Source organism: Butyricimonas sp. BSD2780061689_150309_C8 (assembly GCF_015560935.1).
In the GTDB taxonomy this organism is placed as follows: domain Bacteria; phylum Bacteroidota; class Bacteroidia; order Bacteroidales; family Marinifilaceae; genus Butyricimonas; species Butyricimonas paravirosa.
Genome location: NZ_JADMSV010000002.1, coordinates 179,195 through 203,940 on the forward strand (window position 1 = coordinate 179,195; position 24,746 = coordinate 203,940).

Consider the following 24,746-nt stretch of genomic DNA (forward strand, 5'->3'; position numbering starts at 1 on the left):
AACTGCAAAAGATGAATACAATGATAAAATACTTATTTACATTATTGATTCTCCTACAAACAGGTGCTTTATGGGCCCAACAACCTGCCAAGGTGGCCAAAAAGTTCTTTGCCGATCCGGAGATGGATATTCACACGCCGTGGTTCCAGAAAGGGAATGTATGCACGACTTACGACGAAATGATGTCCTATATCAATAACTTGATTACCCGCCACCCGGAGACAGCAAGTTTGTCCTTTATCGGGAAAACCCAGAAAGGGGTAGAAATACCTGCCGTAAGAATTGCCGGAAAGACCCGAAATGTCAAATTACGAGTTTTATTTCTCGGCCGAGTACACGGTGACGAACCGGGAAGCACCGAAAGTATGCTCTACACAATGGATCGCCTATTAAACGATCCCGACTTGGCTTATTTGTTGGAACGCTTGGAAATCACCATTATTCCGATGGTAAACATCGACGGGGGAAGTCATTTGGAACGAGTGACAGCCAACACGCTGGACTTGAACCGGGATCAAAGTAAACTGGCTACACCCGAGGCTGTTGTATTGAGAAATTTCTACAATCAATATGCCCCTCAAGTCGTTATTGATTTTCATGAATTTCAACCACTTCGTGCCGACTACACGCTAATCAGCACGGACAACATCACGAATTCATTCGATGCCATGTTCCTCTACACGGGTAACTTGAATGTTCCCCAAGAGTTACGGAACCTGACAGCCCAGACATTTGTCGGTAACGCCCGCAAAGCACTGGACGCAAAACAACTGCGACACCACGACTATTTCACGACAGCCAAAAAGTTCGGAGAAATCGTTTTCAACGTGGGTGGAATCAATCCCCGGTCAACAGCAAATGCTTTCTCTCTTGGAAACTCCGTTGCTATTTTGATGGAATTGAGAGGTGTGAAAATAGGTAAGACCTCTTTAAAAAGAAGAGTCTGCACGGCATTCACGCTGGCAGAATCTTACTTGAAAACAGCCTACGACCATGCAGATGAAGTAATGCGCATCACCCGACAGGCCGCACAAACTCGGAATGACATTGTCGTTACCAGTTCTCCCAAGAGCGTGGATGACTACGTACTACCGTTTATCAGCATGAACACGAACCAAATGGTGAACGTGAAAGTATGCGCCAATCTATCTTTAGAGTCCACCCCTACTCTCGTTCGGAAACGCCCGGAGGCTTATTATATTTCAGCTCTCCAACCGGAGATCGCCCGGAAACTTCAGGAACTAGGAGTAAAGGTTGAAACATTGACCGTCCCCATGACGCTCAACGTTGAAACTTACACGGTAGATTCTTACAAAGAAGAATATTCACTATTTGAAAAATTCTACCCGGTAAAAGTAAAAACGACCGTGAACACGAAACAAGTCTTCTTCCCTGCCGGAACATTCGTGGTTCCCATGAACCAGAAAAATGGAAACGTGGCAGCCTCGGTTCTCGAACCGGAAGCCGCAAACGGATTTATCAATTACCGGATCTACGAAACAAAACAAGGAGAGGAATTACCGGTTTACCGAAAAATGAACAGTGACAAATAAGGGAATAACAGCATTATGAAAACATTATTTATAGCAATTATAACATTATTATCAGTAACCGCAACAATTGCACAGGATAATAAAAATACCGCCAAATTCGAATTAGGCAAAGGACTTGACATTAATTTGAATGGTGGCGAATATAACTTCAACCTAAACGGTTTTATCCAAGTTTACGGTGCCTACCGGAATGAAAAAGATGGCGAGGATGAATCATTATTCGGCGTGAAGAATGCCTTCTTCGGATTCAAAGGAGGTGCTTTACACAATAAATTCACGTTCATGCTGGAAGCCAATTTTGCCGACTCCAACCCTCTTATGGATGCTTGGGCTGCTTACAACCTAAAAGATTACCTGACCATTACCGTCGGGCAAAAACAAACATTCACCAATAACCGGGAAATGATCATGCACGAAAAGAACCTGAGCATGGCAGACCGTAGTATCGTGAGCCAGTACTTCTCAGGTACCGGACGTGAACTAGGACTCTTTTTTGAAAGCAAACTCTATCTTGGAAAAATAGCATTAAAACCTTCTATCGCCATTACCACGGGAGACGGAAGAAACTCTTTCGGTTCCAGTTCTATTGACGTCGATATGGGAGGTTTAAAATACGGGGGGCGTTTAGACGTACTTCCATTAGGAGAATTCAAATCAGGTAATGACGGTGTGGGAGCAGATTTTGCTCGTGAAGAATCACCGAGATTATTGGTTGGTGGAGCCATGAGTTACAATGACGGAGCAAGCAACAAAGTTGGTGAAGGACATGGAGATTTCGTTCTTTATGACAAAGACGGAGGCTCTAAATTCCCGGCACTTCGCAAAATCGCTGCCGACTTATTATTCAAATGGCAAGGTTGGAGTATTATGGCCGAATATGTCAACGCATCGGCTACTGACTTGAAAGGTATTTACACGAAAAGCACGGGAGACCAACCCCTGCAACCGGAAGAGATTGCCAATTACCTAAATCTTGGAAACGGGTATAACGTGCAGGTGGGCTACCTTTTGAAAAGCGGTTGGGGATTCGATGCCCGGTTCAGCAAAGTGAAACCGGAATTCAAAGAAACGGAGACCTCCCCGCTTTGGGAGACCAATGAGTATGCAGTAAGCGTGGCAAAATATTTTATCGACAACCGCTTGATGTGTCAAGGAGCTTTTACCTACCTGAAGAACCCGAACTTCAAAACGGCAAACGAAAAGCTTAGCGCAGAATTTTCAGTTCAAATTATCTTCTAATTTCAGATACGATGAAAACCAATTTAATCATATCATTATTCATCACCTTCTTCTTGTGCAGTTGTGAATGGAAAAGTGACGTGGACGACCCGGTTTTAAATAAACTGGGTACGGGCCACGGGATTGTAACCTACACGGATTACGAGCCCCTGAAAGCGAAACCGATCAACCTGCATTTCTACATTCCGGAAGGAGACATCAAGACCATGCCGATCGTGTTTATCCTACCCGGAACCGGAAGAAACGCCAACGATTACCTGGCAGCGTGGATGAAGAATTTTAGGAGCAAGGAAGTTATTGCCATTGCTTTGGAATTTCCACAGGAATATTATTCCACCAGTGAATATATCGAAGGCAACATGTTCAAAAAGAACGAGGCTCTTCCCGAAGAGCAATGGTCTTTTTCCGTGATCGAGGCTATATTCAGTTACGTGAAGGCTGAAACCGGGAACCAAGTCAACCAGTACAACCTGTTCGGTCATTCGGCCGGAGCTCAATTCGTACATCGTTTCGTGACCTTTAAACAGAACACGCATCTGAACAAGGCTGTTGCTGCTAATTCCGGCTGGTACACGGTTCCCGACGTACAGGTTGAATATCCCTACGGGTTGAAAAACTCTGGTTATACAGACAACACGACACTCTCCCACTTGTTCGGTTCGAGCCTCATTGTCGCATTGGGAGATCAGGACATTGATCCCAATGATAATTCCTTGCGGCATGACGAACAATCCGATGCCCAGGGATTGTATCGTTTTGCCCGCGGAGAATATTATTATAGCGAAGGCGAACGCATTAGTAAAGCCAACAATATGGTATTCAATTGGAAGAAAGTCATAGTCAAAGGTGTGGCACATGATTTTGAAGCTATGATGGTTCAAACCATAAACTATTTATTCTAGACTTTTTGCAACCAAAGTCTACTTGAGACTGCCCGACACCCCTCTATCTTTATTTGTCGGGCAGTCATTTTTTACTTTCGATTCTCGTCCGCAAATATTATATTTGCAGGGCATGAAAAAATCAAAGAAATATATAATTATAACAAACACCTATCTCGCACTATATAAACTATGCGTGAGCGTTTTAGTTATACTCCTGCTCGTTATTTCCAGTCAAGTCACTTTATTCGCACAAACAAACAATAGCGAAACAGAAAAGAACGACACGATCCCGGCAGACAAAAACCGTTATATTTATTTGAAAAAACGTCTGCTATTAGATTTTGATATTTTACTGCAACCTCGGCAACAAATTTATTTCGGGCCTATCTTACAGATCAAGTCCAATGAAAATGAATATTATAACGTATTTCTCGACTATCGCAGGGGAGAATTACAACAACTCATTGTTTATTCGAAAGAAAACCTAAGGAAACTTCCCATTCCCCAGTTTAAAACAACATCCGGAGAGCAGGAAATCAATATCAAGCTGACACTCTTTCAACAAAAGAAAGAGTTCATCATTCAACTCGGTGACACACTATACACCATCAACAACCTCGGTTTTAATCCCAAAGCCGGATATAAATTTACCTTTACCGCTGACAAGGAACAAGTGCTTGACCCGAGTGGAAATCCCGCTTTACAGATCAGCAATATCCGTTTCATTGAAACAACCGACAAACATATACCTAAAAGTATATGGTACTGGTTCGTGTTTATCTTGATTATCGATTTATTGATATTCAGCGGGGTTCATATCCGAAAGAAATTATTACGTCGGAAACAAACGGCCTCTGCTGTCCAACTGGAAAACGAACTGGAGACTATTCCTGATAGTCTCCCGGCCTACTCTCCCCGCACCACGAATGCCATCTACCTGTTTGGCGGGTTCCACATCTATGATGCGGAAGGAAATAATATTACCAAAAAATTCACCCCGCTCTTGAAAGAGCTGTTTTTATTGTTGGTGACCCACACTCCCGAAAAAGGAATCACCTCGGAACGCTTGAAAGAGATCCTTTGGTTTGATAAAACCGAACAAAGTGCCAAAAATAACCGGGCCGTCAACATTGGAAAGCTCCGGAGTATTTTGGACACCCTAGGAGAAAATGAAGTGAGTAATAAAACCGGAAGTTGGGAATTATTCTTAAACCCGGAAACCATCTATATCGATTATTATGACTACCTGATACTGTATAGCAAAGGAAAACTTTCCTCCCGGGAAGACATCTTGAAACTACTCCAACTCACCCGTCAAGGAGGTTTCCTCTCGGATACTGGATATGAATGGTTAGATCGTTTCAAAGCCACCGTGTCTGATTATATCATTGACACTCTTGTTAGTTACTCGACAACTTCCGTGAATACCATCATGGAACCGGATTTGGCATTACAAATCGCAGACTCCATATCCGTGTTTGACCAACTTAACGAACACGCACTTCAGTTGCGGATAAATGCCTATGCGGCTCTAGGGAAACACTCTTTGGCTAAAAAAAGTTACGAGAAGTTCACGAAAGAATATCTAAACGCATACGGGGAAAAATTCAACAAATCATTCACAGACTTCAGATAACACCTTGATTGACGCTTTTCTATTGGTATTCCCTATTTCTCGAAAAACTCAAGAAACACGGAGTGAAGGAAAGAAATCTTGAAAAAACGAAGGAAAGAGGCGGGATATAGATAAAAAAATCCTAATTTCGTGCCAATTTACATGACACAAAAATGCGTAATTACGATTATATCATTGTCGGGAGTGGTTTAGCGGGTCTTTACACGGCCTATCGTGCGTCTGCCTACGGGAAAGTTGCACTATTAACTAAATCAAACATCAGGGAAAGTAATTCTTATTTCGCCCAGGGAGGTATTGCGGCTGTCACCGGAGAAGATGACGCCCCGTTATTTCACTTTCAAGACACGATCACGGCAGGAAGAGGTCTATGTGACTATCCCGCAGTGAACGTACTGGTAAATGAAGGGCCTGCCCGCATACAGGAATTAATCAATGACGGTATGCACTTTGACACGGAAAACGGGGAGCTGGCTCTAGGGCTAGAAGGAGGCCATCACCAGAAACGAATTCTTCATGCCGGAGGTGATGCCACCGGAAGAATGATCACGAATTTCGTGATTGACAAAGTGGAGCATTGTCCTACCGTGGAAATATTCGATAATCATGCCGTCATCGCCCTGTTACAGGATGAACACGGATGTTACGGTGTCAGATGCTGGGATTTTAACGAGAACCGGGAAGAAATCTTCACGGGACACAACGTGTTCCTGACTTCCGGAGGGACCTCAGCCATCTATAAACGAACGACCAATCCTCACACGACCATTGGAGACGGTTTGGCTTTAACCTATAATGCGGGGTGCGAAATCGTGGACATGGAATTCATTCAATTCCACCCTTCCGCTATCTACACTCCTACCGGAGAGGCATATCTGGTGAGCGAGGCCGTACGCGGTGAAGGCGCACATCTACTGAACCAGCAAGGCGAACGCTTTATGGTGGGAAAACATGAATTGGCTGAACTTGCCCCGCGAGACATCGTGGCCCAGTCCATATTCCAACAAATGAAAGAACACCACGAGGACTACGTTTACTTGTCATTAAAACACCTTGACCCGGAAAAGATCAAGAAACGTTTCCCCAACATCTTCGAGAAATGTGCGGAATTAGGTATCGACATGACAGACCGTATTCCGGTGGCTCCTGCAGCACATTACACCGTGGGCGGGGTGAAAACGGATCTCACGGGACGTACCAATATCCCACACTTGTACGTATGCGGAGAACTCGCCTCATCCGGTATCATGGGAGCCAACAGACTGGCGTCTAACTCCCTGATCGAATGTTTGGTGTTCGGGAAACGCGCCGTGGAAGACTCCGTACGTAACCGACGGGAAGACCCGATTCCGGAAACCATACCTTCATTCTCCTTGGATCGAGAGAAACTAGATGCCTACCTGTCTTTAAAAAACAAGGTCGCCGACATCATGACTCAAGAAGCTGGTATCATCCGCACGGCAAACGGATTACAGGAAGGATTGGAAAACTTGCTCCGTTTGGAACAAACCGAAATATTTGAAGAGAACGAATACTATTCGCTGGTAAGTAAAAACCTACTTACCGTTGCCGAATTAATCATCCGTTCCGCTCTCTTCCGTAAAGAGAGTCGCGGAGGTCATTTTCGTTCCGACTACCCCACCCCGAATGATGACTATGTTTGCCATATCATTCAACAGAAGGGTAAAGAGATCAAAACAACACCGGTAATCCTGAACAATTGAAAATGGAAAATGGAGAATTGAAAATGAGAACTCCTCCGCCCTTCGGGCACCTCCTCTATAAACAGAGGAGGAGTTTAGTTACTCTTCAATCTCAAGATGGTATTTTTAACTCTCCCTTTGTTTATAGAGGGAGTACGGCGTAGCCGGGAGGGAGTTTAATTTAAAATCATAAATCAAGAAATTAGTTGAATTTAAAATCTAAAATTAATATATGTACGATTCGCTCATAGACAGACTCATCGACCTTGCGATAGAAGAAGACATCGCAACGGGAGATATTACGACCAATGCCATTATCCCGGTACACGCTAAAGCGGTTGCCGAAATGAAAGCAAAAGCCGACGGTGTTATTTCCGGACTGGAAATCGCGAAACAAGTATTTGAAAGATTTGAAAAAGATATAGTATGGGAGCCTCTCGTTACTGACGGGACTGCCGTAAAGAAAGGGGATATTATCCTGCGCATCGAAGCCAGCTACCGCACGTTACTTTGCGGGGAACGTCTATCATTGAATATCCTGCAACGAATGTCCGGTATCGCAACAGCTACCTCTCACTACATGAAAGAGCTGGCAGGAACGCATACCCAGCTATTGGACACCCGGAAAACAGCTCCTGGTTTGCGGGTATTGGACAAAATGGCCGTACACCACGGAGGGGGTTCCAATCACCGAATGGGACTTTACGACATGATCATGCTGAAAGACAACCATATCAAGATTGCAGGAGGTATTCCCAATGCAGTGAAAGCCGTGAAACAGAATCTTCCGTTAAGTATCAAAGTGGAAGTAGAAACCACCACCTTAGAAGAGGTACAACAAGCCATTGACGCAGGTGCAGACATTATCATGCTTGATAACATGAGTAATGAAACTATGGCCGAAGCAGTGAAACTTATTGCGGGCAGAGCAAAGACAGAGGCATCCGGAAACATGAGTATCCCCCGTCTCCAAGGTGTTGCCGCCACCGGAGTTGATTACATCAGTGTCGGTGCCCTCACCCACTCGGTTACAGCTTTGGATATTAGCATGAACATTAAGATGAACTAAAAGATTAAAACTAAAAGATAAAAATTGAGGATTATAAAACTTACTTTCGTAAGTTTCAATCTAAAATCATTAAATCTAAAATTATTATATCTTTGAAGTCTCAAAAAACAAGGTTATGACGCAGACAGAGATTATCGACAGGATAAAACAACTCAAGAAAGAGAAAAACGCCATCATTTTGGCGCACTACTATACTCGTCCTGAAGTACAAGACATCGCTGACTATTTGGGTGACTCTCTAGGACTTTCCCAGATGGCCGGAACCACAGAAGCCGATATTATCGTTTTTTGCGGTGTGCATTTCATGGCAGAAACAGCATCCATCATCTCCCCCAATAAGAAAGTGCTGATCCCCGCAGAAGGAGCCGGTTGCTCTTTAGCCGAGGGAGTAACCGGGTATGACTTGAGAGAATGGAAAAAAGCAAACCCGGATGGTCTCATTGTCAGCTACGTGAACACCACTGCTGAAGTCAAGGCTTACACGGACTATTGCTGCACGTCTTCCAATGCCTTGAAAATAGTGCAAAGCCTGCCGAAAGACAAAAAGTTACTTTTCGTGCCCGACAAGAATTTGGGTGCTTATATACAAAAAGTTACCGGAAGGGAAATGGAAATTTGGAATGGAGACTGTTGCGTACATGACAAAATTGACACCCAGATGGTATTGGATAAATTGGAAGAATATCCCGATGCTGACGTGCTGATTCATCCCGAATCCAGTTGTTCGCACGACGACCGGGTATTAAATCATCCCCGTGCCTTCATGTATTCCACGGCAGGGATTATCAAACATGCCAAGGAATCCCCGAAACAACGATTTATCATTGCCACGGAATTGGAAACCATCCATAAACTCCAAGCGGACAACCCGACCAAAGAGTTCATCCCCATTCACCCGAAAACGATATGCGGACAGATGAAGAAGGTAACTTTAGAAAAAGTACTCGAAGCTCTTGAAAAAGAGCAATACGAGGTACGGCTCCCGGAAGACTTGAGAGAGAAAGCTTGGTTACCCATTCAACGTATGTTAGACCTTAGTTAAAAGGATTCGGTGATTGACGATTTAAAGACTAGGTGATTAACCTATGGGGAAAAATCACAGAATCAAGAATCAATAAATCACTCAATAAATAGAATCTAAAATTTACAATCTAAAATCTAAAATTAAAATATGAACGTATCACTGAACTGGTTGAAAGACTATCTAAAGATCGACCAAAGCACTGAAGAGATTTGCAAAATTCTGACAAGTATCGGACTGGAAGTTGGCGGGTACGAAGAATTTGAGGCAATAAAAGGGGGATTAAAAGGATTGGTCATCGGTCATGTGTTAACTTGCGAGGCACATCCCGATTCGGACCATTTACACGTGACGACTGTTGATTTGGGAACGGGTGAACCGGAACAAATCGTTTGCGGGGCTCCTAACGTGGCTGCCGGACAGAAAGTAGTCGTTGCCACCGTAGGAACAACCCTTTACAAAGGTGATGAAGAGTTCGTGATCAAGAAATCAAAAATACGGGGTGTAGCCTCTAATGGTATGATCTGCGCCGAAGACGAAATCGGTGTCGGAACCGATCATGCCGGAATCATGGTATTACCCGAAAATACCCCGGTTGGAATACCGGCCGCAGACTATTTCAACGTTTACCGGGACACGGTTATCGAAGTCGATATTACCCCGAACCGGATTGACGGAGCCTCACACCTTGGTGTAGCTCGTGATTTAGCCGCTTATTTACAACAGACACAAGATATTCACTATACTCTTCCCTCCGTGGAAAATTTCCAACCGGACAGCACGGATGCTAAAATCACCGTACGAGTAGAACGTCCCGAGGCTTGCCGTCGGTACGCCGGAATATGTATCGAAGGAGTAACCGTTAAACCGTCTCCTGAATGGTTACAAAACCGGATGAAAGCTATCGGATTACACCCGATCAATAACATCGTGGACGTGACCAACTACATTCTTTTCGGCTTGGGACAACCTTTACACTCTTTCGATAAAGACAAAGTAAAAGGAAACGAAGTTATCGTGAAGAGTGTTGCCAAAGGAACTAAATTCACCACTTTAGACGGAGTAGAAAGAGAATTACACGAGGATGACCTGATGATCTGTAACACCGAGGCCCCCATGTGTATTGCCGGAGTATTTGGTGGACAGGAAAGCGGTATTTCGGACACAACAACAAACGTGTTCTTGGAAAGTGCTTGTTTCGACCCGGTATTTGTTCGCAAAACAGCTCGCCGTCATGGTTTGAACACGGATGCCTCTTTCCGTTATGAACGGGGAACAGACCCGAACATCGTGATCTACGCGCTGAAATTAGCCGCCATGATGATTAAAGAAGTTGCCGGAGGTAAGATTACTTGCGCTCCCATCGACATCTACCCGGAACCCGTGAAGGATTTCGAAGTGTCCATAAAATATGCTCACGTAGATCGATTGATCGGTAAAAAAATTGACCATGAGGTAATCAAAAACATCCTCCGTTCTCTTGAAATGAAAATCATGGAAGAGTGCGAAGAGGGTCTTTTATTGAACATACCCCCCTACCGTGTTGACGTGCAAAGAGAAGCTGACGTAATCGAGGATATTCTTCGCATCTACGGTTTCAACAACGTGGAAGTACCTGCCAGCGTAAGATCCACGCTAAGCTATTCCGAAAAGCCGGATGACTTCCAGTTGAAAAATATCATCTCAGACCTATTAGCAGCAAACGGATTCTGTGAAGTAATGAACAACTCATTGACGAAAGCTAGCTATTACGAGGACTTCAAGTGTTTCGATCCCACGCAGACGGTAATGTTATTCAACCCGCTTAGTGCAGACTTAGGAGCTATGCGTCAATCCCTGCTCTTCGGCGGACTGGAAAACATTGCTTACAACATCAACCGGAAAAACAACAACTTGAAATTATTCGAATTCGGTAAAGGCTACACCTTCAACAAAAAAGAAGGTATTGACAACCCGCAAAAACAATACAAAGAAGACAACTTGCTTTCTCTCTTCATCACAGGGAATAAAAACATGACCACCTGGAATGTCAAAGAGGCAAAAACTGACTTCTTCTATTTGAAAGCGTATTGCGAAATGATATTAACCCGTCTAGGACTTCACCCCGATAACTTGAAAATTGATGCCACTGACAAGGACATCTTCCGGGAAGGATTAACGTACAAAGCCGGGGATAAACATATCGTATCCATGGGTATCTTGAGTAAAGCCCCGCTGAAAAAAGCAGATGTTAATCAAGAAGTCTATTACGCTGAATTCTCGTGGGAAAACATTCTGAAAGCCATCAAAAACCTCAAGGTAACCTACACCCCGCTACCGAAATTTCCTTCTGTAAAACGGGATTTAGCCTTGTTGCTTGATAAGAAAGTCACTTTCAAGGAAATCAAAGAAACGGCGTTCCGTACAGAAAAATCATTACTGAAATCCGTCACGTTATTCGACGTGTACGAGGGAGAAAAACTCGGTGCAGACAAGAAGTCCTACGCCGTCAGTTTCACCCTTCTCGATGAAGAGAAGACCCTCACGGACAAACAGATCGACAAAATCATGAACAAGTTGATGGGTACCTACAAACACCTGTTCAACGCTGAAATCAGATAGTTACAAGTTTACAGGCTACAAGTGGAATGATAACTTGTAGCCTGCCTTTTAATTTTCAATTCTCAATTTTCAATTGTATGAAGTCCCTTCTCCCCTCCTTTATCCTTATTCTTCTATACTTCATTGCCGAAGAGTTTTTTGGTCCGAAAATCGGTTTGATAGCTGTAATCGTGTTAGGAGCCGGAGAGTTTTTCTATTCATGGATCAGGGAGAAACGTATCAACAAGATGACACTCTTCAACACCCTGTTCTTCATTGCCCTTGCGGCAGTCAGCGTGTTGCTCGAAGGAACTTCTTTTGAAAGGATACAACAGACCATCGTAGAGGCTGCCATGTGTGTGCTAATCGGGATATTTGCATTTTCGAAAGCGGACATGACTCAGACATTGCCCGAATCATACCGTAAGACATTACAAATCACCCCGGAACAGCAACAAGCCATGCACCGGATGCTACGCCTGCTATTTTACCTGCTCGTATTGCATACCGTCCTAGCTTTCACTTCTGCCTTTATCTTTGACGAAGAAATACATCAATTCATAGAAGGACCTCTATTGTATATTCTGATTGTCCTGTTCTTCCTCACGTTATTTGTTAAGAACAGACTACTTGCCAAAGCAGCCAGCCAGGACGAATGGTTACCTATCGTGAACGAGAAAGGCGAAGTCGTCGGCAAAGCTACCCGTAGAAGTTGTCATTCCGGCTCCATGCTCCTGCATCCCGTCGTGCATCTCCACCTTATCAACGAACAAGGGGACATTTACCTGCAAAAACGCAGCATGAAAAAGAACTTTCTTCCCGGAATGTGGGATACTGCCGTGGGCGGACACGTCGCACTGGGAGAGAAAATAGAAGATGCCTTAAAACGGGAAACTTTCGAAGAATTGGGTATCACGAAATTCAAGGCCCGTTTTCTCGGTTCCTACGTGTGGGAGAGTTCCTGCGAACGAGAACTCGTATTCCCTTTTCTTTGTACCTCTCATGACGCCATTCACATCAATAACGACGAAGTAGACGAGGGGCGTTTCTGGTCACGCAAAGAGATCGAACAAAATGCAGCCGCCAACATTTTCACCCCGAACTTTTTACACGAATACAATCGTCTGTTGAAAAAGATCAAATAATCGATCAGCGTCCTAACTCCTGCAATTTGGTCTTCGCCCGATCCATACCTCGATTGGCAGCCTTGTGATACCATTTCACGGCCTCCTCAATATTCTTTGTCACACCGTAACCATATTCATACAGTAATCCCACGTTAAACTCCCCATACATGTTACCTTGTGCGGCAGCCTTACGATACCATTCCATTGCCTTACCATAATCTTGTGAAATCACCTCCCCGTTATAATACAGGTTTCCAAGACTATTCTGGGCAGAATCAAATCCTTGGTTAGCCGATTTTTCGTACCATACTTTGGCCATAGACAGGTCTTTCGAAACACCTTTCGCATACTGATACATCCGTCCCAAATTATATTGAGCATATTTGTTTCCCTTATTTGCGGCATTCCGATACCACCTTACCGCCTCCGTTAAATTCTGACCTACCCCGTTCCCATTCTCGTACAGGATAGCCAACTCATTCATAGCGGAAATATTCCCTTGATTAGCTGCCTTCAAAAGCCATTTAGACGCCTCTCTGTAATTCTGTGTCGTCCCCTTGCCATTTTTATACAACCATCCGACCATGTATTGGGCATAGGCATCATCATAGTCAGCCACTACTAAATAATTTTTTAGAGCTTCCGTGTAATTTTGCTCGTTATAATACTTAGCCGCCCGACTAGAATACTCCTTGAGTGCCGCTTCTGAAAGAGTTGCCCTTTCACCTGATAACAACTTCAGTCTTTCAGTAGCTTGCTCGTACCCTAACTCCTCAGCTTTCTCGTATAATGCCTTAGCCATATCTTTATCTTTACCAACCCCAACTCCGGTTTCGTACATCACACCAAGATTAAACAAGCCCCTGTTATATTCTTGATCAGCTGCTTTACGATACCACTTAACGGCTTCGGCTACATCCTCTTCAACACCCGCTCCACACTGGTACATATATCCCAAACAGCACTGCCCTCTTGCATTCCCAAGCTCTGCCGATTTCCGATAACATTTCACAGCCTCAATCACATCCTTGACAACCCCTTTTCCCTCTTCATAAAGAAGACCTAGGTTACAATATGCTTCATCAAAATTCTGATCCGCCGCCTTACGAAACCACTTTGCAGCCTCCGCATAATTTTGAGCAATCCCCTCGCCATCCTTGTACATTAACCCCAAATTATTCTGCGCATAAAAATCACCGTTCAAAGCAGCCTTCCGATACCATTTCACCGCTTCCGCGTTATTCTCCGGCACACCTAATCCTAAATCATATAGCAATCCAACCATATTCTGAGCTTCCGTATTCCCAGCATCTGCTGCCAAGCGATAGTATTTCATCGCCTCCCCGTAATTCTCCTCGTCGTAATACTTCCCCGCTTGTTTCATCCAGTTTTGTACTCGCTCATCATCCTGTATGACCACACATCTTGCATGATTTTTACTTACATCATTTCCTGCCTCTCCGGCATATGAAACCGTGTTCACTCCCAGTAAGCACGACAACACACCTATCATACCTATTGTTCGATTTCCCATATCGTTCCAATTTTACACCTCTTTTTATATATTCTCTTAATTTATAACCACGTAAACCTGCCCGGCCTGGTATTTAACCACCCGTACCACTTTTCCTCTCTCAATAAAAGCACCCGTGTCTGACACGGCGTCATACACCTCGTTTCCGATCATTACCTTCCCTGCCGGACGTAAATCTGTGAATGTAGTTCCCACCTTACCAATCTCCTCCTTTGCCGCCATATCCACGCCCACGAAACCATCCTCCACTTTCTGTTCTGCATGAAGAGCAAAATTCAATCGCCGGGAACCAAACAATTTTCGGCTCAACCAAATACTCCCGAATAGTGAGAGTAACGAACAACTCACCACGAAAAACAATGAGCGAATAATAGCACTTGTAAAATCCGGCAAGAAATCAAACGTGAAATCATCAATCCCCGCCAATACCAGCGACGCCACCACGCAAACAATTCCCAGTACCCCAGTGACACCGAAACCCGGTATCACGAATATCTCCAGCAGCAACAGGATAATCCCCACCACAAAAAGGATCATCTCCACGTAATTTGCCATCCCTTCCAAATACAACGGGGCAAAATACAACAAACACGCTGTTATCGCTGCTACCAAGGGGAACCCAACTCCCGGAGTCTGTAACTCGAAATAAATTCCCCCGATAATAATCATGATCAAAATCCCTTGCACGATCGGGCTAATCAGAAACCCTATAAACCGATCCATCGTCGTCGGTTTATACTCGTGCAACTTGTAATTCGTAATTCCCTCTTTCTGTAACACTTCCACCACGCTCTCCGCAATTCCGTCACAGAACCCGTATTGTATCGCCTCATGCGGAGTAAACGTTACCACTTTCCCGCTATCCGTTACCCCCTCAACTACAACCCGTTCGTCCACCATAGCTTCGGCAATCCTCGGATCCCGTTTCCAACGAATCACCCTTTGCCCGTTCTCTATCACAGTATCCTTCCCGTGCGCCTGAGCCGTGGCCCGAATCATCGATCGCATATATGACTGGTACTTATCGGGCATGGCATCCCCCGTTTGGTTCACGACTGTTGCCGCACCTATATTCGCCCCCTCCCGCATATAAATACGGTCACAGGCAATAGAAATCAACGCCCCCGCGGAGGCTGCATTATTATCAATAAACACCCACACCGGTTTCGGATAATTCAATATCAAACTACGCAGAGAATCGGCATATACTACCATTCCCCCGTACGTGTTCATGTGTACCAAAATAACATCTGCATTTTCGTCCGTGGCCCGGTCAAAAGACCTTTTCACCAACCGCCATATACTAGGACCAATCTCGTCCTTAATATCCACCTTGTAAACCAGTTCCCGATTCTCCCCCGAATCATTTTTTTCCTCCCCGGCAAACATCTGCAGGCTTCCCACCAACAAAATCAAAACTACCAGCCACTTTCTCATCATGCAATATCTTTTATTTTATGAATATTCTCCTCCCCCAACTGTTCCTCGACCACTACCGTTCCCGCCACTACTGAAAGTAACGACACGAAACTGCAAACCACTATACTCCCCCACGGGATCATCAACGACAAGGCAAACACAGTCCCGATAGCCGTCACGCTTCCCGCATTATGTCGCATATAACGAACGCTCTCCTTTACCCGGAAACGCTTTCTCTCCACGGCATAATCCATAAAAGCGAACCCATAGAAATAAGCCCCCACTCCAAAGGTCAGTACAGGCATAACCAATCCGGCCAAAGGAATAAAAGAGCCGAAAAACAACACAATCATCACGAGTAATTGCAGGATCATACAACGTAACGAAATCGCAATACCTCGTCCGATTTCCCAAACCAATTGTTTCAGGTTAAACGGGTACTCCCGTCCCGACACGATCGCTTCCGTCCGTTCCGAAAGCCACGAGTAAACGGGCGACATCACCACCATTACCACGTATCCCCCGAACGAAATAAATAGTATATAATACAGGAAACGGGTTAACAACTTTACCAAGAATCCGGCCACTCCCGACACCCATTCCAACCACGATATACCCTCGATCCACTCCGTCATTTTCGCCTCGATCACACCGGAAAGTCCGTCCCCAAAATACCCCACGGCATAATTACCGGCCACGAACAACACGATGACAATTACCACCGGGAAAAGCATAAAATACCACAACTTACTAGAAAACAACAAACTTATCGCCTTCCCGTATGCTCGTATTCCTCTCGAAAAATCTCGTGCAAAACCCATAAACAGTGCATTAAATTTCCCGTAAACTTAAACATTTTTTCGCAAACATCAAGGCAACGACGTTGCCTTAGAGTTCATAAAGTTTGTAAAGTCGAATCTTCGATTCTGAAAGTTCATAAAGTCCAAAATCACGGGCGTCCTCCGGACAGTATCTGTCGGCAGTTCCTGCAGCCATAGACAAAACGCCCTACTAGGAGTCCACAGACTTTACGAACCTTACGAACTTTATAAACTTTCCACTACTTTATAAACTTTACGAACTATTTTGTACTTTCGCGTGAGAAAGTAAATTCCTTGATTTAACAATAACGTGAAAAACAAATAACATATGCAAGCATTAACAGCAATTTCGCCGATTGACGGCAGATACAGGGACAAAGTAGATAGCTTGGCAAACTACTTTTCCGAGAGTGCCCTGATTCGTTACAGGGTAATGGTAGAGGTTGAATACTTCATCGCTCTCTGCGAGTTACCGTTACCACAACTACGGGGATTCGACCATGCGCTGTTTGACAACTTGAAAGAAATATACCTGGACTTTACCGTCGAGGATGCCCAAAAGATCAAAGACATCGAGAAAGTAACCAACCACGACGTGAAAGCCGTGGAATACTTCATCAAGGAACGGTTCGACGCACTGAACCTCCACGAGTACAAAGAATTCATTCACTTCGGGTTGACTTCACAAGACATCAACAACACGGCAGTACCCTGTTCTTTCCGTGATGCCATTCACGACGTGTACTATCCCGTGATTGACGAACTGATCGCCAAACTCGAAGAGCTGGCCGAAGAGTGGAAGGATGTACCCATGCTGGCAAAAACCCACGGGCAACCGGCATCCCCGACCCGATTGGGTAAAGAGATCCGTGTATTCGTCTATCGTCTGACCAAACAACTGGAACTACTGAAAAAAGTAGCTTGTTCCGGTAAATTCGGAGGTGCCACCGGGAACTTCAACGCCCACAACGTGGCTTACCCGGAGATCGACTGGACGGCATTTGCCAACAAGTTCCTTACCGAAAAACTGAAAATAGAACGGGAACAATACACCACCCAAATATCCAACTACGACAACTTTGCCGCCGTGTTCGACAACCTGCGCCGCATCAACAACATCGTGGTGGACTTGGATCGTGACTTCTGGACGTATATCTCCATGGCCTACTTCAAACAAAAAATCAAGGCCGGAGAAGTTGGCTCGTCAGCCATGCCCCACAAGGTAAACCCGATCGACTTCGAGAACTCGGAAGGTAACCTGGGAATAGCAAATGCCGTACTTGACCACCTCAGCAACAAACTGCCGATCTCCCGTCTGCAACGTGACCTCACGGATTCCACCGTCTTACGTAACATCGGGGTACCCTTGGCCCACACGATCATCGCCTTCAAATCCACGCTGAAAGGATTGAACAAACTGATCATCAACAAGGCGGCCATCGAGGCAGACCTAGAGGATAACTGGGCCGTGGTAGCCGAGGCCATCCAGACCATACTTCGCCGCGAAGCTTACCCCAACCCGTACGAGGCGCTAAAAGCCCTTACCCGTACCAACAGCAAGGTAACACAAGCCTCCATTGCCGAGTTTATCGACACTCTTGACATATCTGCCGAGTTGAAAGAACAACTCAAACAAATCAGCCCGTCAAACTACACGGGAAAACTATAAAACAATTGAAAATTGAAAATGGAGAATTGAAAATGTATTCTATTCTCATTTTCAATTTTCAACTTTCAATTTTCAATTATTATGCGTGATTTCATACAAATTTTGAAGAGGTTTATCCCTCCTTACAAATCCAGACTCGGAAAAAACATCTTCTACAATATTCTTTCCGCTGCTTTCGGCTCTGTTTCGTTCGTGTTACTCGTACCCGTGCTAAACATCCTTTTCAACGTGACGGAAGAAGTAACAGAACTCGTTCCCTTCGAACTAAACAAGGAGAGCTTGATGACAAACTTCAACTATTACGTCACGCTATCAAAACAACATTTTTCCGCATCAACCACCTTACTATTTGCCGGTGGTTTCTTCGTACTGGCCGCATTATTCAAAACGGGATTCTCCTATCTCGCCTCCTACGAGATCGTGTTCATCCGGAATGGTGTCGTGCGGGATATTCGTCGGAAAATATACCAAAAGATATTATCATTGCCCCTTCCCTTCTTCTCCGAAGAACGCAAGGGTGACATCATCGCCCGAACCACGGGTGACGTACAGGAAGTGGAGAACTCCATCATGAACTCGTTGGAAATGTTCTTCCAGAACCCCATTATCATCCTGATCTACCTCTCCGGAATGATCTTCATGAGCTGGCAACTAACCCTGTTCGTGCTGGTACTACTGCCCATCATGGGTACCTTGATCGGTAAGGTGGGAAAGACCTTAAAAAAGCGCTCCAAGGAAGGGCAGGACAAGATGGGTGAAATCCTGTCCAACATCGAGGAAACCCTTTCCGGCCTCCGCGTGATCAAGGCATTCAACGCCGAGGATAAGATGGATAAGTTATTCACCTCGCATAATGAACAGTATCGCCAGATCATGAACCGCCTGATGTGGCGTCGTTCACTCGCTCACCCGATGAGTGAATTCCTCGGAACCATCGTCGTGGTAATCGTCGTGTGGTTCGGAGGCCTTCTTATTCTCGGGCAGACACCTCTCATGGATGCCTCAAGCTTTATCGCCTACATCGCCCTCTTCTACTCGATCATCAACCCGGCAAAACAATTCTCCACGGCACTATACAGCATCCAGAAAGGAGCCGCCGCCATGGACCGTATCGACCAGATACTAAATGCCGAATCAACCATACTGGAACCCGAACAACCGAAACCGTTAAACGGGTTCAATAAAGAGATCGAGTACCGCAACGTGAGTTTCGCTTACCGTCCGGACCGCATCGTCCTAAAGAACGTGAATGTCAAAATAGGAAAAGGACAGACCGTTGCCCTCGTCGGACAATCCGGCTCCGGGAAGAGTACCTTTGTCGATCTCTTGCCTCGTTTCTATGACGTGATCAAGGGTGAAATTCTGATCGACGGCATCAACATCAAGGACGTGTCGTTACACGGCTTACGTGAACTCATGGGGAACGTGAACCAAGACCCGATCCTCTTTAACGATACTATCTTTAATAACATCGCCTTCGGCGTCGAATCGGCCACCCGGGAAGAGGTCGAACGGGCAGCCCGAATTGCCAATGCCCACGAGTTCATCATGCAAACCGAGAAAGGATATGACACCTGTATCGGGGACCGCGGGGGCAAATTAAGCGGTGGACAACGCCAACGCTTGAGCATCGCCCGGGCCGTGTTGAAAAACCCGCCCATCATGATCCTCGACGAGGCGACCTCCGCACTGGACACCGAGTCGGAAAAGCTCGTGCAGGAGGCCCTCGATAACCTGATGAAAAACCGCACCTCCATCGTCGTGGCCCATCGTCTTTCAACGATCCGCAACGCCGACATGATCTGCGTTTTCCACGAGGGTAAAATCGTGGAACGGGGACGCCATGAAGAACTGTTAGCTCTGGATGGCATCTACACGAAATTATACAACATGCAAAACTTCTGATCATGAGTATTGAATCCAAAGTCCTCGGCCAACAAGTTGCCTACCCGACCGATTATTGCCCGTCAATTCTCGTTCCGGTCCCGCGTAGCCTGAACCGGGAGATTTACGATATTCATACCCCGGAAGAATTGTTCCTAGGATTCGACACCTGGCACGCCTACGAGGCCGGATTCTTGGCCCGAAACGGCTTACCCGTGTGCGGCGTTCTAAAACTGGTATACCCGGCCAACAGCCCATGTATCGTGGAAAGTAAATCGCTGAAACTATACTTGAACTCCTTAAACATGACCCGCCTCGGGGAAGACACTCCCTCGGGCATAGAAACATACCTCCAAACCGTAAAATCGGACCTCAAACAAATACTGCAAACCCGTGTAGAAGCCACGTTTTTCCGTCAAACCCCCGAAAAACCGTATTTCGATTTTCAAGATTACACGCTATTGGAAGCCACGCCCGGCATCGAACGGGAAACCTTCACCGAGTACAATGAAAACCCGGCATTACTGGAAAGCCGGACAACCGGAAGAGGGGAAATCAAGGTATGCAGCCACCTGTTACGGAGTAACTGCAAGATCACGAAACAACCCGATTGGGGTAGTATCTACATCCACATACAAGCCGACTGCCTGCCGGATCATACCTCCCTCTTGAAATACATCGTCTCCCTGCGAAACGAGAACCACTTCCACGAAGAGATATGTGAAATGACCTACAAACGCTTGTGGGACCTCTTCCACCCGGAGATTCTCGCAGTATCCTGTATCTACACCCGTCGCGGGGGCATCGACATCTGTCCCTCCCGGGCCAACCAAGCGGAATACCTCCCGGAACACCTCCAAGCCCCGGAAACATTAACCCGGAAATTATTAAGACAATAGCAAAAGGACTGCCTAAACGATATTTAGACAGTCCCTGCAACCAGTCCCCACTTTACGGGTCTGACAACCACTTTACACTATCATTTTTTGATTCGTTAAACGAAGGTTTATAGAGATCGTCCAAAATGACTTTTAGAAAGTCATGCTCGAAGAACAATTACTATCGTTTAACCATTGATTACAAACATATTAAACCTTATGACAACTTTTTTGGTAATTAAAAGAAAATAACTACATTTGTAATATCAAAAAAGGTTCGTTAAATAATACTCGAAACAAGCCCTAGTTTCATACCTAAATCACACCTTCCAAGCCTCAAAATCAGTCATATTAATTATTCCCGTTGACTTACAAGCAACAATACGATATTAAATAAAAAGACCGCACCTGAATATTCAAAGTGCGGTCTTTTCAGTAAAACTCATCTATCTCACGTCATGAAACTTACGAGTTTCTATATTCCACAGTAAACGCCTAGAATTTCCAACCGGCTGATAACTGGAACACCCGATTCTGGTTATTACCACCGAATTTATCTTTCTCGATCACGTTCGTCAACCCCAAATTGTAACGGGCAGAAACGACCAATCCCATGTTGAAATCGTAAGACAACCCCATAGCAAAACTCAAATCCACCGTGTTTAAATGATCAATATCCGTTTTCACTTCCGTTCCCCCGGATTTTGTTTTATTCTTACCATTCAAGGCAAAACCCAGTTGCGGCCCGAGATCAACGCTAACCCCTTCCCAAACATAAAATTTAGCCAAAACAGGAATATTTAAATAATTCACGCGGGCCCATGTCTTCACACCCCCGGACTTTCCTTTATCTCCTTGACGAGAATAGATCAACTCCGTCTGCAAACCGAAAAGATCATTAAATTTAAACTCGGCAAAAGCTCCTAGATGGAAACTAAACTTACTCTTGTTCAAACCGTCACTGATACTTGCCACGTTAAACCCGAACTTCGGACCAAAATAGAATTCCGTCCCGGTTAAACCTTCCACCTTGTTTTTAAACGACGTTTGGGCCTGCACGCTACCTAACATGACCATGGCAAGCACCACTAATAAAAACTTCTTCATTCCACTAAATTTAAGGTTAATATGGTAGAACTGAAAAACTCGTTTTTCAGTTCGGTTACAAGTTAACAGGTTACAAGTTACAGGTTAAAATACCCTATACACGCCATAACTGTTAACATTAATAAATATTTGCAACAAAAAACAGGCCAAAAGATCAAACTTAAAAACTCATTTTTTAGTTCGCTTACAAATTAACAGGTTACAAGTTGAGGCCCAAATATTCAAATCCCCGAAACCTGTAACCTGCCAACCTGCAACTTATCAAGTAACGTCCCGTTACTTGATAATCTTCCCATACGTCCCGTCATGCAATGCCTTCACGGCAGCTTTCAGTATCTTGTTCTCCTCGTTAGAGATTCGGTACAACTCGTTCATATTCCAAAGATCACGGGCGATCAGCGACTTCACGAACAACTTGATTTCCGACACGATCGGGGTGAAAAGTTTCTCGTCCTTCTTCACGCCTTGTTTCTCGCCGTTTTTCACGATCTCATCAATCATATCACTTGTCACCTGGAAATTCTTCTGGAACATCTCGAACTTCGGATATTTCTTTTTAAGCGACTCCCGGTTCTTGTCCACGTAATTCAACACATATTCATTGATCACGCCCTTTGCCAGCAAACGATTAAAGTAGCTGTAATTGATCCCCGTGTCAATCGGTACAAACACGTCAGGAATAATACCACCCCCACCGTAAACCAGACGATGATCCTTCTTCGTGTAATATTTCGTGGAATCCGTCAACTCGATACTATCGGCACTGAACATCTCGCCACTATTATACCGTTCGAACACCTCGGCCTGATAATCCTTCCCCTTGTAAGGTTTCTGGATGCACCGACCCGACGGCGTGAAGTAATGCGACACCGTCAGACGAACCATAGAACCGTCCGTCAACGGGAACTGCCGTTGCACGAGTCCCTTACCAAAAGAACGACGTCCCACGATCAACCCACGGTCCCAATCCTGCACCGCTCCCGACACGATTTCGCTGGCAGAGGCCGAGTTCCCGTCAATCAACACGACCACCCGGCCGTCTTGGAACAACCCGGCTGGTGTGGACGACTCGCCCATACGCCCGAAAGCGGGACTATCCGTGTACACGATCAACTTCTCCCCGTCAAGCAAATGATCGGCCAAACCGATAGCGGCACCCATGTAACCGCCCCCGTTTCCTTGCAGGTCGATAATCAGGTCTTTCATACCCTGCGCTTTCAATTCGGTCACGGCCTTTTCAAACTCTTCCACCGTGGTTGCGGCAAAACGGGCAATCTTGATATATCCAATATTCTTATCGATCATGTAAGAGGCATCAACGCTATAAATCGGAATCATGTCACGCGTGATATTGAAATCAATGATCTCACCGCCTCTCTTCACTTTTACCTTCACGATAGACCCTTTCTCGCCTTTCAACCGTTTCCGCACGTCTGTGTTGCTAATCCCGATTCCGGCGATATTCTCCCCGTCAACGGCAATAATCCGGTCTCCGGCCAGCAAACCCACCTTCTCGGAAGGTCCCCCGGCAACCACATCCACGACCAGCAACGTATCGTTAAGCACGTTAAACTGTATCCCGATCCCGAAAAAGCCCCCGTCCAGCGGTTCATTCGCTTCTTCAACCTCTTCTTTGGAAATATACACGGAATGAGGGTCCAAATCAGCCAGTACCTTCACGATGGCATCTTCCGTCAATTTCTTCAGATTCACGGTATCCACGTAAGCGGCATCAATCATTTGCATTAATCGCTGGTACTTAATCGCTTGTTCCTGCACCTCACGGGGCTTTCGTTGCGCGTCAGCATTTTCCCAACTCAAACAGGCGATTAGCAATGCAACCGCCGATAGTAATACTCTTTTCATACTTTATTATATACTTTATGTTCTTCCTATTCTACGTGTAATTTGCACAAATGTAACAAACAGAAAGCATTAAATGTCCTAACAGACTCTTAAATTATTTATTTTTCCAACTCGATCAATTCAAGGTTTTCAATCCGTTCCCCGTTAATCTCGAAACGGGCTGCAGTCCGTACCGTGTGGAACCCGAATTTCCCGGCTGCCCCCGGATTGATATGCAGGCATCCCAACGCCTGATCATACTTCACTTTCGCGATATGCGAGTGACCGCACACGAAAAGCTGCGGGCGTTCCCGCCGCAACGTCTCCGCGATCTTCCGGTCATAATGCCCCGGGTAACCTCCGATATGAGTGATGACCACTTTCACGTTCTCGCAATAAAACACCTCTTTTTCCGGGAATATCCGGCGCAATATACCCCCGTCAATATTCCCGTACACGGCGTGTAACGTGAACCGTTTCGCCAGTGCATCCGTAATCGCCACGTCCCCGATGTCCCCGCAATGCCACACTTCGTTACAATCCTTGAAAAACTCCACGATCTTCGGGTCCAACCACCCGTGAGTATCTGATAACAAACCGACCTTTACCATATTCAATTAAGTTTATAAAGTTCATAAGGTCCATAAAGTTAATAAAGTGACGGGTGTCCTTTGGACTGTGCTTATCGGCAGCTCAAGCTGCCGCCAGTAAAGCGCCCGCGGGGTCCATTAAACTTTATGAACCTTACAAACTTTACAAACCTTATGAACTCTTTCATTT

General features: G+C 45.3%; 18 protein-coding genes. 12 read left to right on the top strand and 6 right to left on the bottom strand.

All coding sequences use genetic code 11. The features are described 5' to 3' along the window. Window positions 1-11 precede the first annotated feature (11 nt). The 9 genes from I2I33_RS03335 to I2I33_RS20460 all read left to right on the top strand — a co-directional run bounded on the left by I2I33_RS03335 (window position 12) and on the right by I2I33_RS20460 (window position 12,827). Window positions 12-1,553, top strand: coding sequence for a M14 family metallocarboxypeptidase (locus I2I33_RS03335; protein WP_087419997.1), 1,542 nt, complete (start codon window positions 12-14; stop codon window positions 1,551-1,553). A gap of 15 nt (window positions 1,554-1,568) precedes the next feature. After that, complete coding sequence (locus I2I33_RS03340) at window positions 1,569-2,792, top strand: porin (RefSeq protein WP_087419996.1); 1,224 nt, start codon at window positions 1,569-1,571, stop codon at window positions 2,790-2,792. An 11-nt stretch (window positions 2,793-2,803) separates the two neighbouring features. Next, window positions 2,804-3,694 carry a hypothetical protein gene (locus I2I33_RS03345; protein ID WP_087419995.1) on the top strand — a complete coding sequence of 297 codons (891 nt, stop codon included), beginning with the start codon at window positions 2,804-2,806 and terminating at the stop codon, window positions 3,692-3,694. A gap of 112 nt (window positions 3,695-3,806) precedes the next feature. Then, window positions 3,807-5,312, top strand: a complete 1,506-nt coding sequence (locus I2I33_RS03350) for a hypothetical protein (RefSeq protein WP_087419994.1) — start codon at window positions 3,807-3,809, stop codon at window positions 5,310-5,312. A gap of 152 nt (window positions 5,313-5,464) precedes the next feature. Then, complete coding sequence (gene nadB, locus I2I33_RS03355) at window positions 5,465-7,033, top strand: L-aspartate oxidase (RefSeq protein ID WP_087419993.1); 1,569 nt, start codon at window positions 5,465-5,467, stop codon at window positions 7,031-7,033. 211 nt (window positions 7,034-7,244) lie between these two features. Continuing rightward, the gene (nadC, locus tag I2I33_RS03360; RefSeq protein WP_087419992.1) at window positions 7,245-8,081 is read left to right on the top strand and encodes a carboxylating nicotinate-nucleotide diphosphorylase; all 837 of its coding nucleotides are present in this window, start codon (window positions 7,245-7,247) and stop codon (window positions 8,079-8,081) included. Between the two features lie 115 nt (window positions 8,082-8,196). Continuing rightward, window positions 8,197-9,123 carry a quinolinate synthase NadA gene (gene nadA / locus I2I33_RS03365; RefSeq protein WP_087419991.1) on the top strand — a complete coding sequence of 309 codons (927 nt, stop codon included), beginning with the start codon at window positions 8,197-8,199 and terminating at the stop codon, window positions 9,121-9,123. 129 nt (window positions 9,124-9,252) lie between these two features. Next, window positions 9,253-11,703, top strand: a complete 2,451-nt coding sequence (pheT, locus tag I2I33_RS03370; protein ID WP_087419990.1) for a phenylalanine--tRNA ligase subunit beta — start codon at window positions 9,253-9,255, stop codon at window positions 11,701-11,703. A 77-nt stretch (window positions 11,704-11,780) separates the two neighbouring features. After that, window positions 11,781-12,827 carry an NUDIX domain-containing protein gene (locus I2I33_RS20460; RefSeq protein WP_317193310.1) on the top strand — a complete coding sequence of 349 codons (1,047 nt, stop codon included), beginning with the start codon at window positions 11,781-11,783 and terminating at the stop codon, window positions 12,825-12,827. Window positions 12,828-12,831: 4 nt separating this feature from the next. On the opposite strand, the gene I2I33_RS03380 is transcribed toward I2I33_RS20460, so the two are convergent. Genes I2I33_RS03380 through I2I33_RS03390 form a run of 3 tightly spaced genes read right to left on the bottom strand, consistent with a single transcriptional unit; the run spans window position 12,832 to window position 16,583 of the window. Further along, complete coding sequence (locus I2I33_RS03380; protein WP_087419989.1) at window positions 12,832-14,343, bottom strand: tetratricopeptide repeat protein; 1,512 nt, start codon at window positions 14,341-14,343, stop codon at window positions 12,832-12,834. Between the two features lie 36 nt (window positions 14,344-14,379). After that, complete coding sequence (locus tag I2I33_RS03385) at window positions 14,380-15,780, bottom strand: NfeD family protein (protein WP_087420617.1); 1,401 nt, start codon at window positions 15,778-15,780, stop codon at window positions 14,380-14,382. Continuing rightward, complete coding sequence (locus I2I33_RS03390; protein WP_087419988.1) at window positions 15,780-16,583, bottom strand: EI24 domain-containing protein; 804 nt, start codon at window positions 16,581-16,583, stop codon at window positions 15,780-15,782. Before I2I33_RS03390 ends, I2I33_RS03385 begins: the two co-directional genes overlap by 1 nt. 328 nt (window positions 16,584-16,911) lie before the next feature. Here I2I33_RS03390 and purB point away from each other — a divergent pair, with 328 nt between their 5' ends. From purB to I2I33_RS03405, 3 genes are all read left to right on the top strand, one after another. Beyond that, window positions 16,912-18,252, top strand: a complete 1,341-nt coding sequence (gene purB / locus I2I33_RS03395; RefSeq protein WP_087419987.1) for an adenylosuccinate lyase — start codon at window positions 16,912-16,914, stop codon at window positions 18,250-18,252. An 81-nt stretch (window positions 18,253-18,333) separates the two neighbouring features. After that, a complete protein-coding gene (locus tag I2I33_RS03400; RefSeq protein WP_087419986.1) occupies window positions 18,334-20,157 on the top strand; it encodes an ABC transporter ATP-binding protein in 1,824 nt (607 codons plus the stop codon). A 2-nt stretch (window positions 20,158-20,159) separates the two neighbouring features. Further along, window positions 20,160-21,035, top strand: a complete 876-nt coding sequence (locus tag I2I33_RS03405; protein WP_087419985.1) for an NADPH-dependent 7-cyano-7-deazaguanine reductase QueF — start codon at window positions 20,160-20,162, stop codon at window positions 21,033-21,035. A gap of 474 nt (window positions 21,036-21,509) precedes the next feature. Here I2I33_RS03405 and I2I33_RS03410 read toward each other — a convergent pair whose 3' ends face one another. From I2I33_RS03410 to I2I33_RS03420, 3 genes are all read right to left on the bottom strand, one after another. After that, a complete protein-coding gene (locus I2I33_RS03410) occupies window positions 21,510-22,121 on the bottom strand; it encodes a porin family protein (protein WP_087419984.1) in 612 nt (203 codons plus the stop codon). Window positions 22,122-22,397: 276 nt separating this feature from the next. Continuing rightward, window positions 22,398-23,987 carry a S41 family peptidase gene (locus tag I2I33_RS03415; protein WP_087419983.1) on the bottom strand — a complete coding sequence of 530 codons (1,590 nt, stop codon included), beginning with the start codon at window positions 23,985-23,987 and terminating at the stop codon, window positions 22,398-22,400. A gap of 98 nt (window positions 23,988-24,085) precedes the next feature. Further along, on the bottom strand, window positions 24,086-24,577 hold the full coding sequence (locus I2I33_RS03420) for a metallophosphoesterase family protein (protein WP_087419982.1): 492 nt from the start codon (window positions 24,575-24,577) through the stop codon (window positions 24,086-24,088). Window positions 24,578-24,746: the final 169 nt, after the last annotated feature.